At 70.0% G+C, this 19233-nt stretch carries 18 protein-coding genes; 10 read left to right on the plus strand and 8 right to left on the minus strand.

Features of this window, described 5'->3' with window-relative positions; genetic code table 11:
• Positions 1-296: 296 nt before the first annotated feature.
• From KF823_08730 to miaB, 5 genes are all read right to left on the minus strand, one after another.
• Positions 297-1505: a DUF4105 domain-containing protein gene (locus tag KF823_08730; protein MBX3725990.1), complete on the minus strand. Its 1209-nt coding sequence runs from the start codon at positions 1503-1505 to the stop codon at positions 297-299.
• Positions 1506-1549: 44 nt separating this feature from the next.
• Complete coding sequence (locus KF823_08735; protein MBX3725991.1) at positions 1550-2395, minus strand: CBS domain-containing protein; 846 nt, start codon at positions 2393-2395, stop codon at positions 1550-1552.
• A gap of 236 nt (positions 2396-2631) precedes the next feature.
• Positions 2632-3090: an rRNA maturation RNase YbeY gene (gene ybeY, locus KF823_08740; GenBank protein ID MBX3725992.1), complete on the minus strand. Its 459-nt coding sequence runs from the start codon at positions 3088-3090 to the stop codon at positions 2632-2634.
• 23 nt (positions 3091-3113) lie between these two features.
• Entirely contained in the window at positions 3114-4103 is a 990-nt protein-coding gene (locus KF823_08745; GenBank protein ID MBX3725993.1) for a PhoH family protein, read from the minus strand.
• Positions 4100-5440, minus strand: a complete 1341-nt coding sequence (gene miaB, locus KF823_08750; protein MBX3725994.1) for a tRNA (N6-isopentenyl adenosine(37)-C2)-methylthiotransferase MiaB — start codon at positions 5438-5440, stop codon at positions 4100-4102. The genes KF823_08745 and miaB overlap by 4 nt, the downstream gene beginning before the upstream one ends.
• Before the next feature lie 169 nt (positions 5441-5609).
• Between miaB and KF823_08755 the strand changes: the two genes are divergently transcribed.
• Together KF823_08755 and KF823_08760 are read left to right on the plus strand one after the other, a co-directional pair.
• Positions 5610-6506, plus strand: coding sequence for a lytic transglycosylase domain-containing protein (locus KF823_08755; GenBank protein MBX3725995.1), 897 nt, complete (start codon positions 5610-5612; stop codon positions 6504-6506).
• A gap of 388 nt (positions 6507-6894) precedes the next feature.
• Positions 6895-7230 (plus strand): hypothetical protein, encoded by a 336-nt coding sequence (locus KF823_08760; GenBank protein ID MBX3725996.1) that lies wholly within the window; start codon positions 6895-6897, stop codon positions 7228-7230.
• A gap of 168 nt (positions 7231-7398) precedes the next feature.
• Here KF823_08760 and KF823_08765 read toward each other — a convergent pair whose 3' ends face one another.
• The 3 genes from KF823_08765 to KF823_08775 all read right to left on the minus strand — a co-directional run bounded on the left by KF823_08765 (position 7399) and on the right by KF823_08775 (position 11693).
• On the minus strand, positions 7399-8475 hold the full coding sequence (locus tag KF823_08765) for a hypothetical protein (GenBank protein ID MBX3725997.1): 1077 nt from the start codon (positions 8473-8475) through the stop codon (positions 7399-7401).
• 271 nt (positions 8476-8746) lie between these two features.
• Complete coding sequence (gene mgtE / locus KF823_08770; protein ID MBX3725998.1) at positions 8747-10102, minus strand: magnesium transporter; 1356 nt, start codon at positions 10100-10102, stop codon at positions 8747-8749.
• Between the two features lie 475 nt (positions 10103-10577).
• The gene (locus KF823_08775; GenBank protein ID MBX3725999.1) at positions 10578-11693 is read right to left on the minus strand and encodes a trypsin-like peptidase domain-containing protein; all 1116 of its coding nucleotides are present in this window, start codon (positions 11691-11693) and stop codon (positions 10578-10580) included.
• Positions 11694-11874: 181 nt separating this feature from the next.
• Here KF823_08775 and petA point away from each other — a divergent pair, with 181 nt between their 5' ends.
• The 8 genes from petA to KF823_08815 all read left to right on the plus strand — a co-directional run bounded on the left by petA (position 11875) and on the right by KF823_08815 (position 19176).
• A complete protein-coding gene (petA, locus tag KF823_08780) occupies positions 11875-12474 on the plus strand; it encodes a ubiquinol-cytochrome c reductase iron-sulfur subunit (GenBank protein ID MBX3726000.1) in 600 nt (199 codons plus the stop codon).
• The gene (locus tag KF823_08785; protein MBX3726001.1) at positions 12474-13745 is read left to right on the plus strand and encodes a cytochrome bc complex cytochrome b subunit; all 1272 of its coding nucleotides are present in this window, start codon (positions 12474-12476) and stop codon (positions 13743-13745) included. Before petA ends, KF823_08785 begins: the two co-directional genes overlap by 1 nt.
• Positions 13738-14496: a cytochrome c1 gene (locus KF823_08790; GenBank protein ID MBX3726002.1), complete on the plus strand. Its 759-nt coding sequence runs from the start codon at positions 13738-13740 to the stop codon at positions 14494-14496. The genes KF823_08785 and KF823_08790 overlap by 8 nt, the downstream gene beginning before the upstream one ends.
• Positions 14497-14594: 98 nt before the next feature.
• On the plus strand, positions 14595-15233 hold the full coding sequence (locus KF823_08795; GenBank protein ID MBX3726003.1) for a glutathione S-transferase N-terminal domain-containing protein: 639 nt from the start codon (positions 14595-14597) through the stop codon (positions 15231-15233).
• Positions 15234-15250: 17 nt separating this feature from the next.
• On the plus strand, positions 15251-15718 hold the full coding sequence (locus tag KF823_08800) for a ClpXP protease specificity-enhancing factor (GenBank protein ID MBX3726004.1): 468 nt from the start codon (positions 15251-15253) through the stop codon (positions 15716-15718).
• A 70-nt stretch (positions 15719-15788) separates the two neighbouring features.
• Positions 15789-17189, plus strand: a complete 1401-nt coding sequence (gene gltX / locus KF823_08805; protein MBX3726005.1) for a glutamate--tRNA ligase — start codon at positions 15789-15791, stop codon at positions 17187-17189.
• A gap of 173 nt (positions 17190-17362) precedes the next feature.
• Positions 17363-17725, plus strand: coding sequence for a transcriptional repressor (locus KF823_08810; GenBank protein ID MBX3726006.1), 363 nt, complete (start codon positions 17363-17365; stop codon positions 17723-17725).
• Positions 17722-19176 carry a succinylglutamate desuccinylase/aspartoacylase family protein gene (locus KF823_08815; GenBank protein ID MBX3726007.1) on the plus strand — a complete coding sequence of 485 codons (1455 nt, stop codon included), beginning with the start codon at positions 17722-17724 and terminating at the stop codon, positions 19174-19176. Before KF823_08810 ends, KF823_08815 begins: the two co-directional genes overlap by 4 nt.
• Positions 19177-19233 lie beyond the last annotated feature (57 nt).

Below are 19233 nucleotides of genomic sequence, written 5' to 3' on the forward strand. Positions count from 1 at the left end.
TCACTCGGGCGGGCAGGGCGCAGCCACCCAAGGGGCGGCGTGGCCGGGGCGATGGCGCACCACGACGCCAGGGACGAGGTGGGCACGAAGGTCGAACCGCGGGGCGCGTCAGGGTTCCCTTGGGGAATCGTGGCGCCGCCGCAGCAATGCGGCATTTACGCAGATGCCTCAGGAGGGCGGACTATACCTTGTGCGGCGCCGTCGGGGCGAGCGCGGGATGGAGCGCGCAGGAGTGGCGCGAGGGGTGTGCCGTACGACCTCGCTTGTCCTGTCTCGCCCTCCGGCGAGCGGCGTGTTCACCGCTCGATCGCGCGCCCGCCACTCGCATCGGCCTGGACCGGTGCGTCCGCGAGCCGCCGCCAGGCCACGAACCAGGCCACCTGCACCGGCACCAGCAGCAGGGCCCAATGCAGGTTGGCCTGCGCGAACACCTGGGGCAGGGCCTTGGCGGCCAGGCCGAGCAGGGCCGAGACCAGGACCAGCCAGGCCAGGGCGCGGGCCGGCAGGCCGGGTCGGCGTCCTGCGGCCGCCTGTCGCCACCAGGGCCAGGCCAGCAGCAGGGACAGCGGGCTGAGCAGGAACAGGTTCTCATTGCCGTGCGCGGCGACGTGGTCGGTCACCGTCCACAGCAGCAGCAGGACCAGGCCGGCGAGTCCCGCCAGCAGGTGCCAGATGCCGCCGCCCAGCGCCAGGCCACGGCGCCAGCGCCTGGACCCGGCGGCCGCGCGTCGCCCGCCGGTCAGGATCAGCATTGCCAGCAGCACGCCGGCGGTCGCGAACGGCAGGCGCCGGTCGGCAGGAAGCAGGGGCGGTGGTGCGCTGCCGCCTTCGAACCATGTCCGTTCGCCGCCGACCAGGGGGCGACCATCGGGCAGCACGATGTCCGGCAGGTAGTGGCGCAGCATCTCGGGAATGAACATCTCTTCCCAGAAACTCAGGCGGCGGTCGGCGTCCGGACCCAGGCCGAGGTCGATCACGGTGGCCAGCCAGGGACTGCCCTCGGCCAGCCGCACGGCGTGCATCCTGTAGGTGAAGCCGCGCGATCGACCGGCGGTCTGCCGGCGCAGCTCGCCGTCGACGGCACGGTCGATGGCGTCGCGGATGCGGGTCGAGCAGTTGGCACGGAAGTACTCGTACAGGTAGTCGCGGTTCTCCGGGCGCACCGCCTCGGCCAGCTCGGCGCGCAGCCGTGCGGACTGCACCGGGTCCAGCGCCAGCGACTGCAGCACCACCGACCGGTCCTCCTCGCGGTAGCCGCGAAGGTCGAGCGGCGCCGGCAGTGCCAGGGCCTGGTAGAGCATCCGGCCCAGGGCGAAGCGGCGCAGGAAGCCGGGCTGATCGAAATCGAAGTAGCCGAAGTTGTAGGACACCCCGTCCGGCCCGCCGACCAGCAGGGCGTTGTGGCCGAAGCGCTGCCAGTAGATCTCGCCTGGCGCCATGGTCGCCAGTTCGATGGCCGGGGCCGGCGGCGGCGCGGGCAGGGTGGCCCGCGCAGGGGCGGTCATGGCCGCCGTCAGCAAGGCGGCGAGGCCGCACAACAGGCGCCGCATCAGGCCGGCGTGTCCAGATGCAGCAGGTGGACGCGGCGGTCGTCCGCCTCCAGCACCTGGAAGCGGAAGCCCTGCACCTCGACGCTGTCGCCAACCGCCGGGACCTGGCCGGCGCTGGCGGTGACCAGGCCGCCCAGGGTGTCGAAGTCCTCGTCGGAAAGGCTGGCGCCGAAACGGACATTGAACTCGGCGATCGGGGTCAGGGCGCTGACGTGGAAGCCGTCGCCATTGGCGCGGATCAGTTCCTCGGCGGCATCGTCGGCGTCGTGCTCGTCGTCGATCTCGCCGACGATCTCCTCCAGCACGTCCTCGATGGTGACCAGGCCGGCGACGCCGCCGTACTCGTCGACGACGATCGCCATGTGGCTGCGTGTGGACTTGAACTCGCCAAGCAGCAGGTTCAGGCGCTTGCCTTCGGGGATCAGCACGGCCGGCCGCAGCAGCGGCCCGAGCGCGAACTCGGTGATGCCGGCGCGCACCGCCTTGAGCAGGTCCTTGGCGAGGAGGATGCCGACGATCTCGTCGCGGTCCTCGCCGTGCACCGGGAAGCGCGAGTGGCCGCTCTCGATGACGGTGTCGACGATGCTGTTGAAATCGGCGTCGAGGGCGATCGAAACCACCTGGGCACGCGGCACCATGACATCGGCGACGCGCAGGTCGGTGACGCGCAGGGCGCCTTCGATCATCGCCAGGGTGTCGGCCTCGAGCAGACCGTTGGCGCGGGCGGCGCGGAGTTCTTCGAGCAACTCCTCGCGGGATTGCAGTTCGCCACCGAGCAGGTGGCCGAGTCGTTCCAGCCAGGTGCGTGAGCTTGGCTGCGGACTACTGGGAGGTTCGCCGTTCATGTAGCGGTGGATCGCGCCCACGGGGGAGCGGGATGGCGAAGTCTAGCCGATTCCCGGGTCGGGGCGTTGAGGCCTTGTCGATCAATGGCTTGGCTTTGGGGGGCGGGGCTCGGGAGCGGGGACAGGGGACCGGGGACCGGGGACCGGGGACCGGGGCGAGAGCCAGGGCTTGGCTGGGGTGGTGCCTGGGAACGGTAGCGCTGGAGCTGGGTGCCAGGGCGGGGCGGGGCCGGCGGTCAGCGGGACCGGTAGGGATCGGGGAGGCCCAGGCCAGCGAGGATGCGGGTCTCCAGTGCCTCCATGGCCGTCGCGGCCGCTGCGTCGTCATGGTCGTGGCCGAGCAGATGCAGCACGCCGTGCACGGTCAGATGGGCATGGTGGTCGCGCGGCGGCTTGCCTTGCGCAGCAGCCTCGGCGGCGATCACCGGGGCGCACAGCACGATGTCGCCGAGCAGCGGCACCGGTATCCCGGGCGGCAACTCGGCGGGGAACGACAGCACGTTGGTGGCCCGGTCCTTGCCGCGGTACTGGCGGTTCAGCGCACGGCCTTCGTCGGCATCCACCAGGCGTATCGCCAGCTCGGCCTTGCGGCGATGGCCGGCGCCGGCCAGGGCCGCCGCGACCCAGCGCCGGTAGGAGGCGGCTGCCGGAAGGCCGGCGCGGGGCAGGGCGTAGCCGACGTGGACCACCGGCACGGCGACGACGCGGCGGCCGGCGTTCACGCGCCGGCCACGGCGCGCTGGCCGGCTTCGTGGGCTTCGTAGGCGGTGACGATCTTGCGCACCAGCGGGTGGCGCACGACGTCCTTGCTGGTGAAGAAGGTGAACGAGATGCCGTCCACCGCCTTGAGGATCTCGATCGCCTGGCGCAGCCCCGAGGTCTGCTGGCGCGGCAGGTCGACCTGGGTGACGTCGCCGGTGACCACCGCGATCGAGCCGAAGCCGATCCGGGTCAGGAACATCTTCATCTGCTCCACCGTCGTGTTCTGCGCCTCGTCGAGGATCACGAAGGCGTCGTTGAGCGTGCGCCCACGCATGAAGGCCAGCGGCGCGATCTCGATGACGCTGCGCTCGATCAGCTTGGCGACCCGCTCGAAGCCGAGCATCTCGTACAACGCATCGAACAGCGGCCGCAGGTAGGGGTCGATCTTCTGGCTGAGGTCGCCGGGCAGGAAGCCCAGGCGCTCGCCGGCCTCAACGGCGGGGCGGGTCAGAACCAATCGCTGCACGCGGTTGCTCTCCAGCGCCTCGACGGCACTGGCCACCGCCAGATAGGTCTTGCCGGTGCCGGCCGGGCCGATCCCGAAGTTGACGTCATGCCGGGCGATCGCGTGCAGGTAGCGCTGCTGGTTGGGTCCGCGGCCCTTGACCACGCCGCGCTTCACCTTGATCACCACCTCCGGCAAGTCCTGCACGGCGGCCTGGGCGAGCGTTTCGATACCGGCGTCCTGGAGTTGCACGTTCAGACGGGCCGGGGTCAGCGGTTGTCCGGCGGTGTCCCGGTAGATCTCGCGCAGCAGCCGTTCGGCGGCGCGCGCGCTGCCGGCCTCGCCGATCACCTGGAACAGGTTGCCGCGGTTGTTGATCTCCACGCCCAGGCGCAGCTCGACCTGGCGCAGGTGGGCATCGAACGGGCCGCACAGGTTGGCCAGGCGCTCGCCGTCGTCCGGCTCCAGCGCGAACTGCCGTGTCTCCAGGGTGGCGCTCATGCGGCGCGCGCGCCATCGGTGACCACCCGGCCACGCAGCGAGTTGCTGCGGGTGTCGGTGATCTCCACCTGCACGAACTGCCCGACCAGGCGCGCCGGGCCGGCGAAGTTGACGAAGCGCATGTTCTCGGTGCGCCCGGTCAGCTCGTTGGCATCCTTGCGGCTGGGCCCCTCGACCAGCACCGTCTGCACGGTGCCGACCATGGCCTGGGCGATGCGCGCGGCGTTGTCGTTGATCGCGGCCTGCAGGCGCGCCAGGCGCGCCGACTTGGTGCCGGGGTCGACATCGTCGGGCAGGTTGGCGGCCGGGGTGCCCGGCCGCCGGGAATAGACGAAGGAGAAGCTCTGGTCGAAGCCGACGTCCTCGATCAGCTTCATGGTCGCCTCGAAGTCGCGTTCGGTCTCGCCCGGGAAGCCGACGATGAAGTCGGTGCTGATCGAGATCCCCGGCCGCGCCTCGCGCAGGCGGCGGATCTTCGCCTTGTATTCCAGGGTGGTGTGGCCGCGCTTCATGGCCGCCAGGATGCGGTCGGAGCCGGACTGCACCGGCAGGTGCAGGTAGCCGGCCAGCTCCGGGACCTCCGCGTAGGCCTGCACCAGGCGGTCGGTGAACTCGACCGGGTGCGAAGTGGTGAAGCGCACCCGGCCGATGCCCGGCACCTTGGCCACCGCCCGGATCAGCAGGGCAAGATCGGCCGCCTCGCCATCGGCCATCGGGCCGGCGTAGGCATTGACGTTCTGGCCCAGCAGGGTGACTTCGCGCACGCCCTGCGCCGCCAGGCCGCGAACCTCGGCGATCACGTCGTCGAACGGCCGGCTGACTTCCTCGCCGCGGGTATAGGGCACCACGCAGAAGGTGCAGTACTTGGAGCAGCCTTCCATCACCGAGACGAAGGCGGTCGGGCCTTCGGCGCGCGCCTGCGGCAGGCGGTCGAACTTCTCGATCTCGGGGAAGGAGATGTCGACCTGGGAACGGCCGCTGCCGCGTCGGGCCTCGATCATCTCCGGCAGCCGGTGCAGGGTCTGCGGCCCGAACACCAGGTCGACGAAGGGCGCGCGCGCCAGCAGCGCCTCGCCCTCCTGGCTGGCCACGCAGCCGCCGACGCCGATGATCAGGTCCGGCCGGGCCTGCTTGAGCAGGCGCCAGCGGCCGAGCTGCGAGAACACCTTTTCCTGGGCCTTTTCGCGGATCGAGCAGGTGTTGATCAGCACGACGTCGGCCTCGGTCTCGTCCTGGGTGAGGTCCAGGCCGTGCGAGGCGGCGAGCACGTCCGCCATCTTCGCGGAGTCGTACTCGTTCATCTGGCAGCCGTGGGTCTTGACGTAAAGCTTTGCCATGGAACGGAATTCGCTGGAGTTGGGCGGGTCGGCCGGGACCGGGGCAGGGCCCGCGCGATGTGACCGGCGTCCGCTTTGCCGGGGCCGAAAACCTGAACGGGGCCGCCAGTTTACGCGCGAAAGCTTTTGCCGGAAACTAAGCACCCGCCGCGCGCTCGAAGAGGGGACGATGCGCCCGCTGCCCGCCCCACCGCTGCTGCTTGCAAGTCTCGCCCTGCTGGGCCTGGGGGCGCAGGCGGTGGCGGGCGAGAATGTCCTGTGGCGTTGCCAGGACGGCAACGGCCATCTCGCCTTCACCAATACCCGTGCCGGGTACAGCGGTTGCACGGAAGTCGGACGCTATCCGGCGACGCGCGCCGCCCCGGCCACCGGTGCCGCCCGCGTACAGGCCTTGGCCCCGGCTCCCACGCCGCCGCCGGAGGCCGCCGGCGCCACCATCAGCGCCAGCCCCGGACGCCGCGCCAGTCGGCAGCAGGGGGCGGTCTACCGTTTCCGCCGCGACGGCGTGGTGCATTACACCAACGTCCGTCCGGCCTCCGGCGCGGAGGTCGTGTTCACCTACGCGATCGAGGCCTGCATCGCCTGCCAGGTGACCTCCTCGGTCGACTGGCATTCGGTGGCCCTGCGCCTCACCGAGTACGGCCAGGAGATCGCCCGCTCGGCCGCCCTGCACGGCGTCGACGAGGCCCTGGTGCGTGCGGTCATCCATGCCGAGTCGGCGTTCCGTTCCAACGCCCTGTCCCATGCCGGCGCGCAGGGGCTGATGCAGCTGATGCCGGCCACCGCCGCCCGCTTCGGCGTCGGCGACGTCTACGACCCCGGACAGAACATCGCCGGGGGCGTCGAATACCTGGCCTGGCTGTTGCGCCGCTTCGATGGCGACATCCGGCTGGCGACCGCGGGGTACAACGCCGGGGAGGGCGCCGTCGACCGCCATGGCGGCATTCCGCCGTTCGCCGAGACCCAGGTCTACGTCGAACGCGTCGGCATCCTGCACGAGCGCTACCGCGCGGCCATCGCGGCGACCAGCAGTGCGGCACCGGTCGGTGTCGGCGCCAGTCCCTGATCGGTTGCCGGTGGGACGCGGGCGGCACTCGTCCGGCTGTCCGGGAACAGCCCTGCTGGTGGTTTGCGCCCTGGCGATCGCCGACCCGGCTGCGGGATCGAACCGCCACTGGAGGAGCGACGAAGGGGTTGCACGGGTGCGCGCCAGCCGGCCCCCGCTTCCTGCGGCCGCCGGTCCCGCTGCCGTTGCCGGCGGGACGCGGGCACAGGCGTCGGCTGCTGTCCAGCCGGATACCGTGGGGCCCGGTGGCGTGAATGACACGGTTCCTGCGCCAGCGGTGCGCCCCGACAAGCCGGGCGGTGCCGGCCAGGATGCGTTGTCGGGCCGCGCCGAACCGCCCCGGCTCCCGCACCAGCGACCGCGGCCGCCGAGGTTTCCATCGGAGGCCATGCGCTTTGGCGTTGGCGCACGGGTGATGCTGCATGTGCTGGTGGATGCCCAAGGGATCGCCGAGCGCATCCATCCCTGTCAGACCAGCCTGACTTCGGGCGCCCTCTCCGATTCGGATGCGGCACGCGTCCGTCGCGCCTTCGAAGCGTCTGCCGTCCGTGCGGTCGCCCGGTGGCGATTCAGCCCGGCCAGGATCGATGGCCAGCCGATGGGCGGACATCTGGTCTTCCCGGTCGACTTCAGGCCAGTCGAGGAGGGACCCCAGGTCCTGGTTCCTGGCCCGGTCGATCCGCCCCCGTGGCATCCGGTCGGCGAGCCGCACCAGCACAGGTGACCGGAGCGATGGTGTGGCACGTGCCGGCGGCATCGGCCACCGGGCAACTCCGCGATCCGCGCAGGCGGCGGCATCCGCGCGGCCCCGCGTCCGGCGGCCCCGGGGCGGGCTGCCGGACGGAGGCCGCGCCCGGGTTGCTCGCGACATTCCTACTGCCGGCAACCTCGGCTACTGGTAACCGTTGCAGTAGATCGAATCCTGCGCGGGATCGGTCGACCAGTTGCGCATGTGGAAGACCGCCGGGGTCAGCCCAAGGCTGGCGTCCACCGGTTCCACCGTGATCCTGTAACAGCCGGCGATATCGTTGGCTGTGGCGAAGAACACCACCAGGCCGTCGAGGTCGGACCGGGCGGTGATGACGCGGCCGGGCGGGTCGCTGCTGGACGGGGCGGTCAGGTCGGCGCTGGCCCCGGTCAGCGGTGCGGAGATCCTCACCATCAGGCCCGGCACGCCATCGCCGTCGCCGTCCCTGACGATGGCGATGATCGGATTGCCGATGGGCTGCCCGACCTGGGCCTGCAGGTCGCCGCTGAAGGTGTCGATCACGATTTCCGCGGGCGGGCCGATGTCGCGCCCTTCCAGCTCCACGGCGCCGGTGAACGAGATGCTGGGGATCAGGTTGGCCCCGAGCACGCCCTGGGGCTCGCTGAACAGCCGCACGCCGATGAAGCCGGACGCGGCGATGTCGGCCAGGTAGCCGAAACGCAGCCGGTACTCGTTCGCGCCCAGCAGGGTCAGCTCGGCGAGCTGGGGCGGCGCGGTCGTGCTCGAGGCGATCGGGGTGCCGGCCGCGGTCAGGGCGATGCCCGTGTTCGAACCGGACAGCAGGCCCAGGTTGAGCGGGGACCCGGTGGTGATGTCGGCGGACAGGATGTAGAAGCGGCCGAACTGCCAGGACTCGCCCAGGGTTTGCGAGAACCAGCCCCTGTTGTTCAGGATTCCGGCGATGTTGATGCCCAGCAGGCCGGAAATGCTTGCGTTCTGCTGAGCGGGATCGACGGTCAGGACGGGGCGCGCCAGCAGCCCGGCGACACCGAAGGAGCTGCCCAGCCAGGGTCCCGCGCCGATCGGCTGGTTGACGATGTCGGCCCCGAGCAGTCCCCCGACGCTGCCGGCATTGCCGGGGTCGGAGAAATCGGCGTTGGGAATGGCGACAGGGCCCTGCGCCATGGCCTGGCCGGCGGCAAGCGCCAGCGACGAAACGAAAAGTGCAAGTCGTGCACGCGGACGATGCGGGATGTTCATGCTGGACTCCCTGATGGATAGATGACGTTCCCTGTTTCCCTCCGGCGGGCGGCTGAAGCAGCCATGTAAGAAGTGCGACGAAACGACGCGAGGTGAAAGTTGCGCCGTGAACAAAACATACGCCCGCAACCAGCGGGAAATGCGAAGTCCACGTGAAATTGGCGAAAAATTTTCGCGAAGGCGCAAACCGTGATACGGATCACGGTTTTTCCGCTCGGGGTTGCTGAAAGTTGTGCGCTTTGGCGTCAGGTTTTTCCGGACACGTGTGTGCTCAGCCCTGGAGGTCCAGGACCACGCTGGCGATGCCGAAATAGATGACGATGCCGCTGATGTCGGCGATGCAGGTGATCAGCGGCGTACTCGCGGTGGCCGGGTCGAGCTTCAACCGCGAGAACGCGAACGGCAGGCTCATGCCGATCAGGCTGCCGGCCATCACCGCCACCACCATGGTCAGTGCCACGGTGATGCCGATCGCCAGGCCGCCGCGCCAGATGCCGAGGCCGGCCACGGCGAACGCCAGCGCGAGGCCGAGGGCAAGGGCGACGCCGAACTCCTTCAGCAGCAGGCTGAACCAGTCGCGGACCGAGACGTCGCCCGTCGCCAGGGCGCGCACCATCAGGGTCGAGGACTGCGAGCCGGCGTTGCCGGCCGAACCGATCAGCAGCGGCAGGAAGAACAGCAGGACGATCGCCTGGGATATGGTCTCCTCGAAGTGCGCAAGCGCCGCACCGCTGAAAATGTTGGCGAACACCAGCAACACCAGCCAGGGCGAGCGCTTGCGGAACAGGTACCAGACGCTGGCGTCGCGCACGCTGACGTCCACCGAGCCCACCGAGGCCAGCTTGTGGAAGTCCTCGGTGGTCTCTTCCTCGGCCACGTCCATGACGTCGTCGACGGTCACCGTGCCGAGCAGCACGCCGTCGGCGTCCACCACCGGCAGCGCCTCCAGGTCGTAGCGCTGGATGAGCCGGACCGCCTCCTCGCGGTCGGCGTCGGGGCGAACCGAGACCGCCTCGCGCTTCATCAGGGTGCGCACCGGCTGTTCCAGCGGCGCCAGGATGAAGGCGCGCAGGGGCAGGGCATCCAGCAGCTTGCCTTCCGGCTGGGTCACGTAGACGCGGTTGACCGATTCGCCGTTCTCGTTGGCGGCGCGGATGTGGGCGAGGGCGTCGGCGATCGTCCAGTACGGGCGCACCGACACGAAGTCGGTGTTCATCAGGCGGCCGACGCTGGACTCGTCGTAGGCCAGCATCTCGCGCGTATCCTCGCGCTCCTCGGCCGGCAGTTCGGCGATCAGCTGTTCGGCCTGGGGCGCCTCCAGCTCGTCGATCAGGGCGGCGCGGTCGTCGCTGTCCAGTTCACCCACGATGGCGCGCCGGCGTTCGGCCGACAGGCTGCCCAGGATCTGCGGCTGCAGCGCCAGGTCGATGTAGGCGAAGGTGCGGACCTGGCGGTCCGGGTCGAGCAGGCCGAACAGCGTGTCGAACGGCGCGTCGCCGTCCAGTTCGCTCATCAGCAGGGCGATGTCCTGGACCCGCTGGGTCTCGAACCAGGCGCGCAGCGGCTCGTATTCGCCCCGGTCGATCAGGGCCTGGAGATGCTGGACCTTGTCGCGGATGTCTTCCATGGCGCGGCCTCCGGGGTCACGACCCGCATGGGCGGACCGGGCAGGGAATCAATGGGCCGGGGCGGGCGGGCTCGCGTTCATGCGGCCCGGACGACGCAGTTCGTCCAGGCGGGTCGGCTCGGAAACGTCGCCGGGAGGCCGTCGGCCGTCAGGCCATCGGGTCCCCGCGGGCGGCGTCTGCTCGACGCATGTCGCTGCTGTCCAACGCGGCCCCGGGGTGGCAAGAGGAGGCCGGATTGTAGCGCTCCTGACGAGCCCCAGTGGCCTGGGCGGTCCGGATTTCGGCGATCGGGCTGCAACCTGGATATTTCGTGAGACCGCTACTGCGGCCTCCGATCGTCGCGCCGTGGCGCGGTCTGCTCCCGCTGGCCAGCTCGACGTGTAGTCGGCCACGCCTTCGCCGTCAAACGGTCCGCTGCCCGCACCACAGCGCGATCTCGACGACCTCGCTGCGCGTCCGCATGAAATGTCCGGGCTATGGGCCCCGCAACGGCCGCTGCACGACCTCGACGCGTGTCTGGAACGGCAGGCCCGCGCGCCGGCCCTCCACCACCACGGTCTGCCCGGGCGCGAAAGCTGCCTCGATCTGGCGCAGCTCGTTGCCGCCGGAGACCGTATGGCCCTCGACGACCAGCAGCAGGTCGCCCGGCTGCAAGCCGGCGCGGGCGCCGGGAAGGTCCCGGTAGACGGCGGTCACCTGTGCCCCGCGCGGCGCATCGCTCTGGGCGCCGTCGCCATTGACCGGCACGTCCCGGTAATCCAGGCCCAGCCAGCCGCGTGTGACATGGCCCTGCGCCAGGATCTGTTCCAGTACCCGGCGCGCCGCACCGGCCGGGATGGCGAAGCCGATGCCCTCGCCGAAACGGAACACGGCGGTGTTGATGCCGACCAGTTCGCCATCGGCGTTGACCAGGGCACCGCCGGAGTTGCCGTCGTTGATGGCGGCATCGGTCTGTATGAAGTCGTCGTAGGTGAGCAGGTTGAGGCGGGTATTGCCGGTCGCGCTGACGATGCCCATGGTGACGCGCTGGCCGATTCCGAACGGGTTGCCGATCGCCAGAACCACGTCGCCCACCTGCAGGGCGTCGTCGGCGGCGAAACGCGCAGCGGGGAGCTGACTGCCCTCGATTCGCAGCACGGCGAGGTCGGTGTCGCGGTCGATGCCGATCACCCGGGCGCGGGTGACCCGGCCGTCGGCCAGGGCGACCTGGATGTCGCTGGCATCGGCGACCACGTGATGGGTGGTGAGGATGTGGCCGTCGGCATCGACGATCACGCCCGAGCCGAGACTCTGGTTGAGGCGCTGCCGGGGCGCGCCGAGCCCGAAGGCCCCGGGAAACAGGTGACGCATGTTTTCCGGGACCACCAGGGGGCGCTCGGTGACGATGCTGTTTGCATAGATGTTGACCACCGCCGGGCCGGCGGCACGCACCGCGGCGGCATAGCTTGCCGGCCCGGGGCCGGCCGGCAGGGCCGTTCCGGGCACCGCGCCGGGGGGGGCGTCGCGCGCTGGAAACAGCTGTGTGAGGACGAACGCGGCGGCCAGTCCGGCAACCACAAACTGCATGAAAAACAGAAATTTGCGCAGCATCGTAGTCGGAGATCGTGACGCTGGTCGGGGCAGGGGTCGGGGGCGCGCATGTGGCGGCCGACGGGGCCATGATGGCCCGGAACCCTGTCTCCCCGCGAAGGCTTTCGTTACACTAGCACGGTTTTGGGGAGCCCCCGCCGGACGTACGGACGGGGACCCGTGGCTTCCTCTTGGAGTGACAATGGCGGAGCACAGCGTGAATCAGGGCCGGCGCCGGTTCCTGACCGCGACCACCACGGTGGTCGGCGGCGTCGGCGCAGCCTTCCTGGCGGCACCGTTCCTCAAGTCCTGGCAGCCCAGCGCGCGCGCGCAGGCCGCCGGTGCGCCGGTGCAGATCGACATCAGCAAGCTCGAGCAGGGCCAGCTGATCATCATGAGCTGGCGCGGCCTGCCGGTCTGGGTGTTCCGGCGCTCGCCGGAAATGCTGCAGGCGCTGCCCACGCTGGACGGCAACCTGCGCGACCCGCAGTCGCGCAACACCGACCAGCAGCCCGTCTACGCCGCCAATCCGCATCGGGCGATCCGCCCGGAAATCGCCGTCTACGTGGGCATCTGCACGCACCTGGGCTGCTCGCCGACCTTCGTGCCCGAGCTCACCCCGCAGCCGTTCGATGCCGACTGGAAGGGCGGGTTCTTCTGCCCCTGCCACAAGTCGCGCTTCGACCTGGCCGGCCGCGTGTACTCCGGCGTGCCGGCGCCGACCAATCTGCCGGTGCCGCCGCACCGCTTCATCTCCGACACCCTGATCGAAGTCGGTGTCGATCCCGAGGGAGCCGCGTGATGGCCGCCAGTCCCAACCCCGACACCCCCCAGGCCAAGGGCCTGGTCGGCTGGATCGAGCAGCGTCTGCCGATCTTCAGCTTCACGCGCGCCCACACCAGCGAGTACTACGCACCCAAGAACTTCAACGTCTGGTACTACTTCGGCTCGCTGGCGCTGCTGGTGCTGGTCAACCAGATCGTCACCGGCATCTTCCTCACCATGCACTTCAAGCCGAGCGCGGCGGAGGCTTTCGGCAGCGTCGAGTACATCATGCGCGACGTCGACTGGGGCTGGCTGATCCGCTACCTGCACTCGACCGGCGCCTCGCTGTTCTTCGTGGTCGTCTACCTGCACATGTTCCGCGGCCTGATGTACGGCTCGTACAAGAAGCCGCGCGAGCTGCTTTGGGTGATCGGCATGTTCATCTACCTGGCGCTGATGGCCGAAGCCTTCCTGGGCTACGTCCTGCCCTGGGGCCAGATGTCCGGCTGGGGCGCGCAGGTGATCATCTCCCTGTTCGGCGCGATCCCCGGCATCGGCGAAGCGCTGGTCGAGTTCATCCGCGGCGACTACCTGATCTCCGACGCCACGCTGAACCGCTTCTTCGCGCTGCACGTGATCGCCCTGCCGCTGGTCCTGCTGCTGCTGGTGGTGCTGCATCTGGGCGCCCTGCACACGGTCGGCTCGAACAATCCCGACGGCGTGGAGATCAAGAAGGGTCCGAAGGGCAACCGCTGGTCGGCGGATGCCCCGACCGACGGCATCCCCTTCCACCCCTACTACACGGTCAAGGACCTGGTCGGCGTCGGCTTTTTCCTGATGATCGCCGCCTTCATCATCTTCTTCGAGCCGACCTTCGGCGGCATGTTCCTGGAGAAGGACAATTTCGTCCCCTACGACCCGCTGGTGACTCCGGAGCACATCGTCCCGGTCTGGTACTTCACCCCCTACTACGCGATGTTGCGGGTGGTGCCGGACAAGCTGCTCGGCGTGATCGTGATGTTCGCGGCGATCGCGGTGCTGTTCCTTCTGCCCTGGCTGGACCGCAGCCCGGTGCGCTCGTGGCGCTACCGCGGCGGCCTGTACAAGCTGGCGCTCGGCATCTTCGCGCTCAGCTTCGTGTGGCTCGGCAAGATCGGCGGCGGTCCCGGCACCGACCCGGTCGAGACCCAGATCGGCCGCCTGCTGACCGTGCTGTACTTCGGCTTCTTCGTCTTCCTGTTCGTCTACACGCACTTCGGCTTCGAGAAGACCAAGCCGGTGCCGGAGCGAGTGACCACGCATGACTAAGGCCACCTCCACGATGCGACGCCTCGGGCTGCTGCTGGCCGGGATGCTGGTCTCCGGCGCGTCTTTCGCCGCCGGGCCGGCGCTCGATCTCGACCCCGCCAACACCCAGCTCGGCAACCGCGCGATGATGCAGCGCGGCGCGGCGCTGTACATGAACTATTGCGCCGGCTGCCACTCCCTGCAGTACCTGCGCTATTCGCGCCTGGCTTCCGACCTGGGCCTCACCGAGGAACAGGTCATGGGCAATCTGGCGTTTCTTCCGGATGCGCGCTTCGGGGACACCATCGGCGTGGCGATGACCAAGGAACAGGGCACCGCCATGTTCGGCAAGGCGCCGCCCGACCTCTCGCTGGTCGCTCGCTCGCGGGGCGTCGACTGGCTGTACACGTTCCTGAGGTCCTTCTATGCGGACCCCACCGCGCAGACCGGCTGGAACAACAAGCTGCTGGCCGATGCCTCGATGCCGCACGTGCTCTGGGAGCTCCAGGGCACCCAGGAGGCGCGCTTCGCCACCAGCGACGACCCCCGGGCGGAACCGGTGATCGAGAAACTCGAACTGGTCCGGGGCGGTGTGTTGACGCCCGCGCAGTACGACGCGGCGCTGCGCGACCTGGTCACCTTCCTTGAATACGCCGGCGAGCCGGCGGCGCTGAAGCGGCAGTCGCTGGGCGTCTGGGTGCTGCTGTACCTGGCGCTGTTCACCCTGCTCGCCTGGCTGCTCAAGCGCGAATACTGGAAGGACGTGCATTGACCGCGTTGGCCGGCGGGCAGGCGCGGTCCAGGCCCGGACCGCAGCCGTCCCAGGGTGGTCAGGGTCAGGCCAGGAATACGAAGCAAGGAGGGGCGGAGATGGCGATCAGTGCTCGTTCGCGCAACATGTTGACGCTGTACTCGGGAAAGCTGTGCCTGCGCTCCCACCAGGTGCGCCTGGTGCTCGCGGCCAAGGGCGTGACCTACGACCTGGTGCTGGTAGACCCGGCAAGGCCGCCCGAGGACCTGATCGACCTCAATCCCTACCAGTCTGTGCCGACCCTGGTCGACCGCGACCTGGTGCTGCACGACGTCGACGTCGTCTGCGACTACATCGACGAGCGCTATCCCCATCCCCCGCTGATGCCGGTCGATCCCTCCTCGCGCGCCCGCTTGCGCATGGCCGAGCGCCGCGTCGAGTGGGAGTGGCTGCCGCTGATCGAGGAGATCCAGACCGGCGCCAAGGCCCAGGCGGACAAGGCGCGCCGGCACCTGCGCGATGCGATGACTGCCAGCGCGCCGGTATTCAAGGCGGCAAAATTCTTCCTCAACACCGAAATGAGCATCGCCGACTGCCTGCTCGCGCCGCTGGTCTGGCGGCTGCCCTGGCTGGGCGTGCAGCTGCCGCGCGAGGCGCAGGCGATCTACGACTACGGCGAGCGCATCTTCCGCAACCCCGGTTTCGCCCGCAGCCTGACGCCCGACGAGCGGCAATTGCGCGACCTTCCCTCGGCCTGAGCGTGGCCGTGGCGGAGATGACCGACAACCGGCCCTACCTGGTCCGGGCCCTGCACGAGTGGATCTGCGACAACGGACTGACGCCCTACCTGCTGGTCGATGCCGGCGTGTCCGGCGTCAGGGTGCCGCCGCAGTCCGTCAAGGAAGGCCGGGTGGTGCTGAACATCGCGCCACGTGCGGTCACCCGGCTCGATCTCGCCAATGACGTGATCAGCTTCCAGGCGCGGTTCTCCGGAGTCGCCATGCTGGTGGTGGTGCCGCTCGAGGCGGTGCTCGCGGTGTATGCCATGGAGAACGGCCAGGGCATGATGTTCCCGCCGGCCGGACGCGATGCCGGTGAGGCCGAAGCCGATCCCGATCCAGATGATGGGACCGGGCTGCCGTTGCGCGATGCCGGATCCGACCTGGTTTCCGACGACGGCGGCAGCGCGCCCGAGGATCCGGCCCGGCCGCCGCGCGGCGGGCACCTGCGCATCGTCAAGTAGCCTGCCGGCGAAACCGGCATCCCGGCGCCGGCCATGTCCGGGCCGCATCCGACCCAGACGACCCCACGACATGACCGTCCGTACCCGTTTCGCTCCCAGCCCGACCGGCTACCTGCACATCGGCGGCGCGCGTACCGCGCTTTACTGCTGGCTGGAGGCAAGGCATCGCGGCGGCAGCTTCGTGCTGCGCGTCGAGGACACCGATCGCGAACGTTCGACGCCCGAGGCGGTGCGCGCGATCATCGACGGCATGGCCTGGCTCGGCCTGGCGCACGACGAAGGTCCGGTGTTCCAGACCGACCGCATGGCCCGCTACCACGAGGTCGCCCAGGCCCTGGTCGCCGCCGGCAAGGCCTACTACGCCTACGAAAGCCGCGAGGAGCTCGACGCGATGCGCGCCCGGCAGATGGAGCAGGGCCTCAAGCCGCGCTACGACGGCCACTGGCGCGACCGTCCGGAGCCGCCCCGCGAAGATCCCAACCGGGTGATCCGCTTCAAGAACCCGGTCGGCGGCAGCGTGGTGTTCCACGACCGCGTCAAGGGCCGCATCGAGTGGAGCAACGACGAACTCGACGACCTGATCATCTGGCGTTCGGACAACCATCCGACCTACAACTTCGCGGTGGTCGTCGACGACATCGACATGGCGATCACCGATGTCATACGCGGCGACGACCATGTCAACAACACGCCGCGCCAGATCAATCTGTACGAGGCGTTGGGCGCCTCGTTGCCGGCCTTCGCCCACCTGCCGATGATCCTCGGGCCGGACGGCCAGAAGCTGTCCAAGCGGCACGGTGCGGTCAGCGTGCTGGCCTATCGCGACGACGGCTTCCTTCCGGACGCCCTGCTCAACTACCTGGTCCGGTTGGGCTGGTCGCACGGCGACCAGGAGATATTCAGCCGGCAGGAGATGGTCGACGCCTTCGATGTCGCCGACGTCAACGTCGCCGCGGCGCGTTTCGATCCCGACAAGCTGCGCTGGATCAACCAGCAGTACCTGATGAAGGCGGATCCGGCGCAGATCGCGCCTCTGCTGGCGGACCACTTGCAGCGCCTCGGCCTGGACCCCGCCGACGGGCCGGCTCCGGTGGACGTCGTCCCGGCGCTGCGCGAGCGTGCGCAGACCCTGGTGGAGATGGCCGAGAAGGCACGACCGTGGTACGGGCCGCTGGCCGGTTACGACCCGGCATCGGCCGGCAAGCACCTGGTCGCCGCGGCGCGGGCCCCGCTGCAGGCGGCCCGCGAGCGCCTGGCGGCGCTGCCGGACTGGCAGGTGGAGCGGGTCAACCAGGCGCTGGTCGAGGCTGCCGCCGCCTGCGGGGTGGGTCTGGGCAAGGTCGCCCAGCCGCTTCGCGTGGCGGTGACCGGCAGCGCCGCCTCACCGTCGATCGACCTTACGGTCTGGCTGGCCGGCCGCGAGCGGGCGCTATCCCGCATCGACGACGCCCTGGCCAGCATCCCCGACTGAACCCGGGCCGCGCCGCAGGCCCGCCCCCCGCTTGGGCGGCCGGCGGGCTGTCGTTATGATGGCGGCACGTGACCGCCGCCGCTGCCACCGCCGACACCACCGAGCGCATCGCCCGGATCGAGGATGCCTGCCAGCGGCGCGGACTTCGACTGACCGCGCTGCGCCGCCGGGTGATGGAGCTGATCGCCGCGCAGGGTCGTCCGGTCAAGGCCTACGAGCTGCTCGACCTGATCCGGCTGGAACGCGGCGGCGCCGCCCCGCCGACCGTGTACCGGGCGCTGGACTTCCTGCTCGAACACGGCTTCATCCACAAGCTCGAGTCGATGAACGCCTTCGTCGGCTGCGATCACCTCCACGAGCCGGAGACCGCCCACCAGCCGCCCTTCCTGATCTGCGACCGTTGCGCGCAGACGGTCGAACTCGAGGATTCCCGCGCCGCCGACCTGCTGGCCCGCGAGGCACGCCGGCTGGGCTTCACGCCGCAGGCACAGACCCTGGAGATCCACGGCCTGTGCGCCCGTTGTACCGAGGCGTGAGCGCCGTCCGCGAGAGCAGCCGCGGTCTGGCGGTCGCGAGCCTTGCCCTGGGCGTCGTCCTGGCGGCCGGCGATGCGTACGCTCAGGACTTTCCGTCGCTGCCGCCACGCGCGGCACCCGGCCAGGACGCCGGCGAGCCGGTCGGGCTCCGCGCCGGACCTGAGTCCGTGGCCGGCACCACCGAGGGGCAGGGCGCGACCGGTGCCGGGCGGGTCCTGGCAGGGCAGGGCGCGGAACCGGTGGCGGCCGGGGCCGACCCGCAGGGCGATCCGGAGGAGCCGTCCGACACGGCTGCGGAAGGGCTGCTGCCGGTCGATCCGCCGGAGGCTGTGGGCCCGCCGCCGCCGGATCCGCTCGCCAACATCCACGGCGTATCGCCCCTGCGCATGCTGGGCGCCGTGGTCAATCCCGGTCATCGCGTGCGCCTGAGCTGGACCACCGGCCAGTCGTTCTCGGGCAGCGTCATGGAGACCCCGGTGGTCGTGGTGCACGGCGAGCGACCCGGTCCACGCCTGTGCCTGACCGCCGGAACCCACGGCGACGAGCTGAACGGGGTCGAGGTGGTGCGGCGTATCGCCTACAAGCTCGAACCGACCCAGCTGTCGGGCACCATCATCGCCGTGCCGATCGTCAACCTGCTGGGCTTCTCGCGCGGCTCCCGCTACCTGCCGGACCGTCGCGACCTCAACCGTTTCTTCCCCGGCAATGCGCGGGGCAGCTCGGCCTCGCGGATTGCGGCGAGCTTCTTCGAGGCGGTGATCGAGCATTGCGACGCTCTGGTCGACTTCCATACCGGTTCCTTCGACCGCGCCAACCTGCCGCAGGTGCGCGGCGACCTTACCTTGCCGGCGGTGGTCGAGTTCACCCGGGGGTTCGGCGCCACCGCGGTGCTGCATTCGCCCGGCGCGTCGGGCATGCTGCGCACCGCGACCACCCGGCGCGGCATCCCGGCGGTGACCTTCGAGATCGGTGCGCCCAAGCACCTGCAGCCGGAGGAGATCGAGCACGGCGAGCGGGCGATCGACAGCCTGATGTACAAGATGGGGATGGTCGAGCGCCGTCGGCGCTGGGCCGAGCCGCAGGCGGTGTTCTACGAGTCGCGGTGGATCCGCGCCAATCAGGGCGGCATGCTGTTCTCGGACGTCAAGCTCGGCGACCGGGTCTCCTCCGGGCAGGTGCTCGGCCAGGTGATCGATCCGGTCAGCAACCGGTTGGCCGACATCAAGGCGCCGGAAGACGGCCGGATCATCGGCATGGCCCTCAACCAGTTGGTCCTGCCGGGATTCGCCGCCTACCACCTTGGCATCGCCGCCAGCGAGGAGCGTGTCGTCACCGAGGCCGAGCTGGAAAGCGACCCGGACGACGAGCGATTCCTGGAGTACGACCAGCTCGACAGCCAGGACGACGAGCTGGACGACGGTCACCGGGACGGTCCGGGCGGCGACGGCTGAGCCTGCGCTCGGGGGGGGGGGGGGGGGGGGGGGGGTTTGGGGGGGGGCCCCCCCCCC

The sequence above is a fragment of the Lysobacterales bacterium genome (genome assembly GCA_019634735.1).
GTDB lineage: Bacteria > Pseudomonadota > Gammaproteobacteria > Xanthomonadales > UBA2363 > Pseudofulvimonas.

Bases quoted from the DNA above. Each gene is read 5' to 3' on its own strand.
- KF823_08730 (MBX3725990.1), bottom strand. From the start codon at position 1,505: ATGACCGCCCCTGCGCGGGCCACCCTGCCCGCGCCGCCGCCGGCCCCG.
- KF823_08765 (MBX3725997.1), bottom strand. From the start codon at position 8,475: ATGAACATCCCGCATCGTCCGCGTGCACGACTTGCACTTTTCGTTTCG.
- KF823_08760 (MBX3725996.1), top strand. From the start codon at position 6,895: ATGCGCTTTGGCGTTGGCGCACGGGTGATGCTGCATGTGCTGGTGGAT.
- KF823_08755 (MBX3725995.1), top strand. From the start codon at position 5,610: ATGCGCCCGCTGCCCGCCCCACCGCTGCTGCTTGCAAGTCTCGCCCTG.
- KF823_08795 (MBX3726003.1), top strand. From the start codon at position 14,595: ATGGCGATCAGTGCTCGTTCGCGCAACATGTTGACGCTGTACTCGGGA.
- KF823_08745 (MBX3725993.1), bottom strand. From the start codon at position 4,103: ATGAGCGCCACCCTGGAGACACGGCAGTTCGCGCTGGAGCCGGACGAC.
- KF823_08790 (MBX3726002.1), top strand. From the start codon at position 13,738: ATGACTAAGGCCACCTCCACGATGCGACGCCTCGGGCTGCTGCTGGCC.
- miaB (MBX3725994.1), bottom strand. From the start codon at position 5,440: ATGGCAAAGCTTTACGTCAAGACCCACGGCTGCCAGATGAACGAGTAC.
- petA (MBX3726000.1), top strand. From the start codon at position 11,875: ATGGCGGAGCACAGCGTGAATCAGGGCCGGCGCCGGTTCCTGACCGCG.
- KF823_08800 (MBX3726004.1), top strand. From the start codon at position 15,251: ATGACCGACAACCGGCCCTACCTGGTCCGGGCCCTGCACGAGTGGATC.
- KF823_08775 (MBX3725999.1), bottom strand. From the start codon at position 11,693: ATGCTGCGCAAATTTCTGTTTTTCATGCAGTTTGTGGTTGCCGGACTG.
- gltX (MBX3726005.1), top strand. From the start codon at position 15,789: ATGACCGTCCGTACCCGTTTCGCTCCCAGCCCGACCGGCTACCTGCAC.
- KF823_08810 (MBX3726006.1), top strand. From the start codon at position 17,363: ATGGAGCTGATCGCCGCGCAGGGTCGTCCGGTCAAGGCCTACGAGCTG.
- KF823_08785 (MBX3726001.1), top strand. From the start codon at position 12,474: ATGGCCGCCAGTCCCAACCCCGACACCCCCCAGGCCAAGGGCCTGGTC.
- mgtE (MBX3725998.1), bottom strand. From the start codon at position 10,102: ATGGAAGACATCCGCGACAAGGTCCAGCATCTCCAGGCCCTGATCGAC.
- KF823_08735 (MBX3725991.1), bottom strand. From the start codon at position 2,395: ATGAACGGCGAACCTCCCAGTAGTCCGCAGCCAAGCTCACGCACCTGG.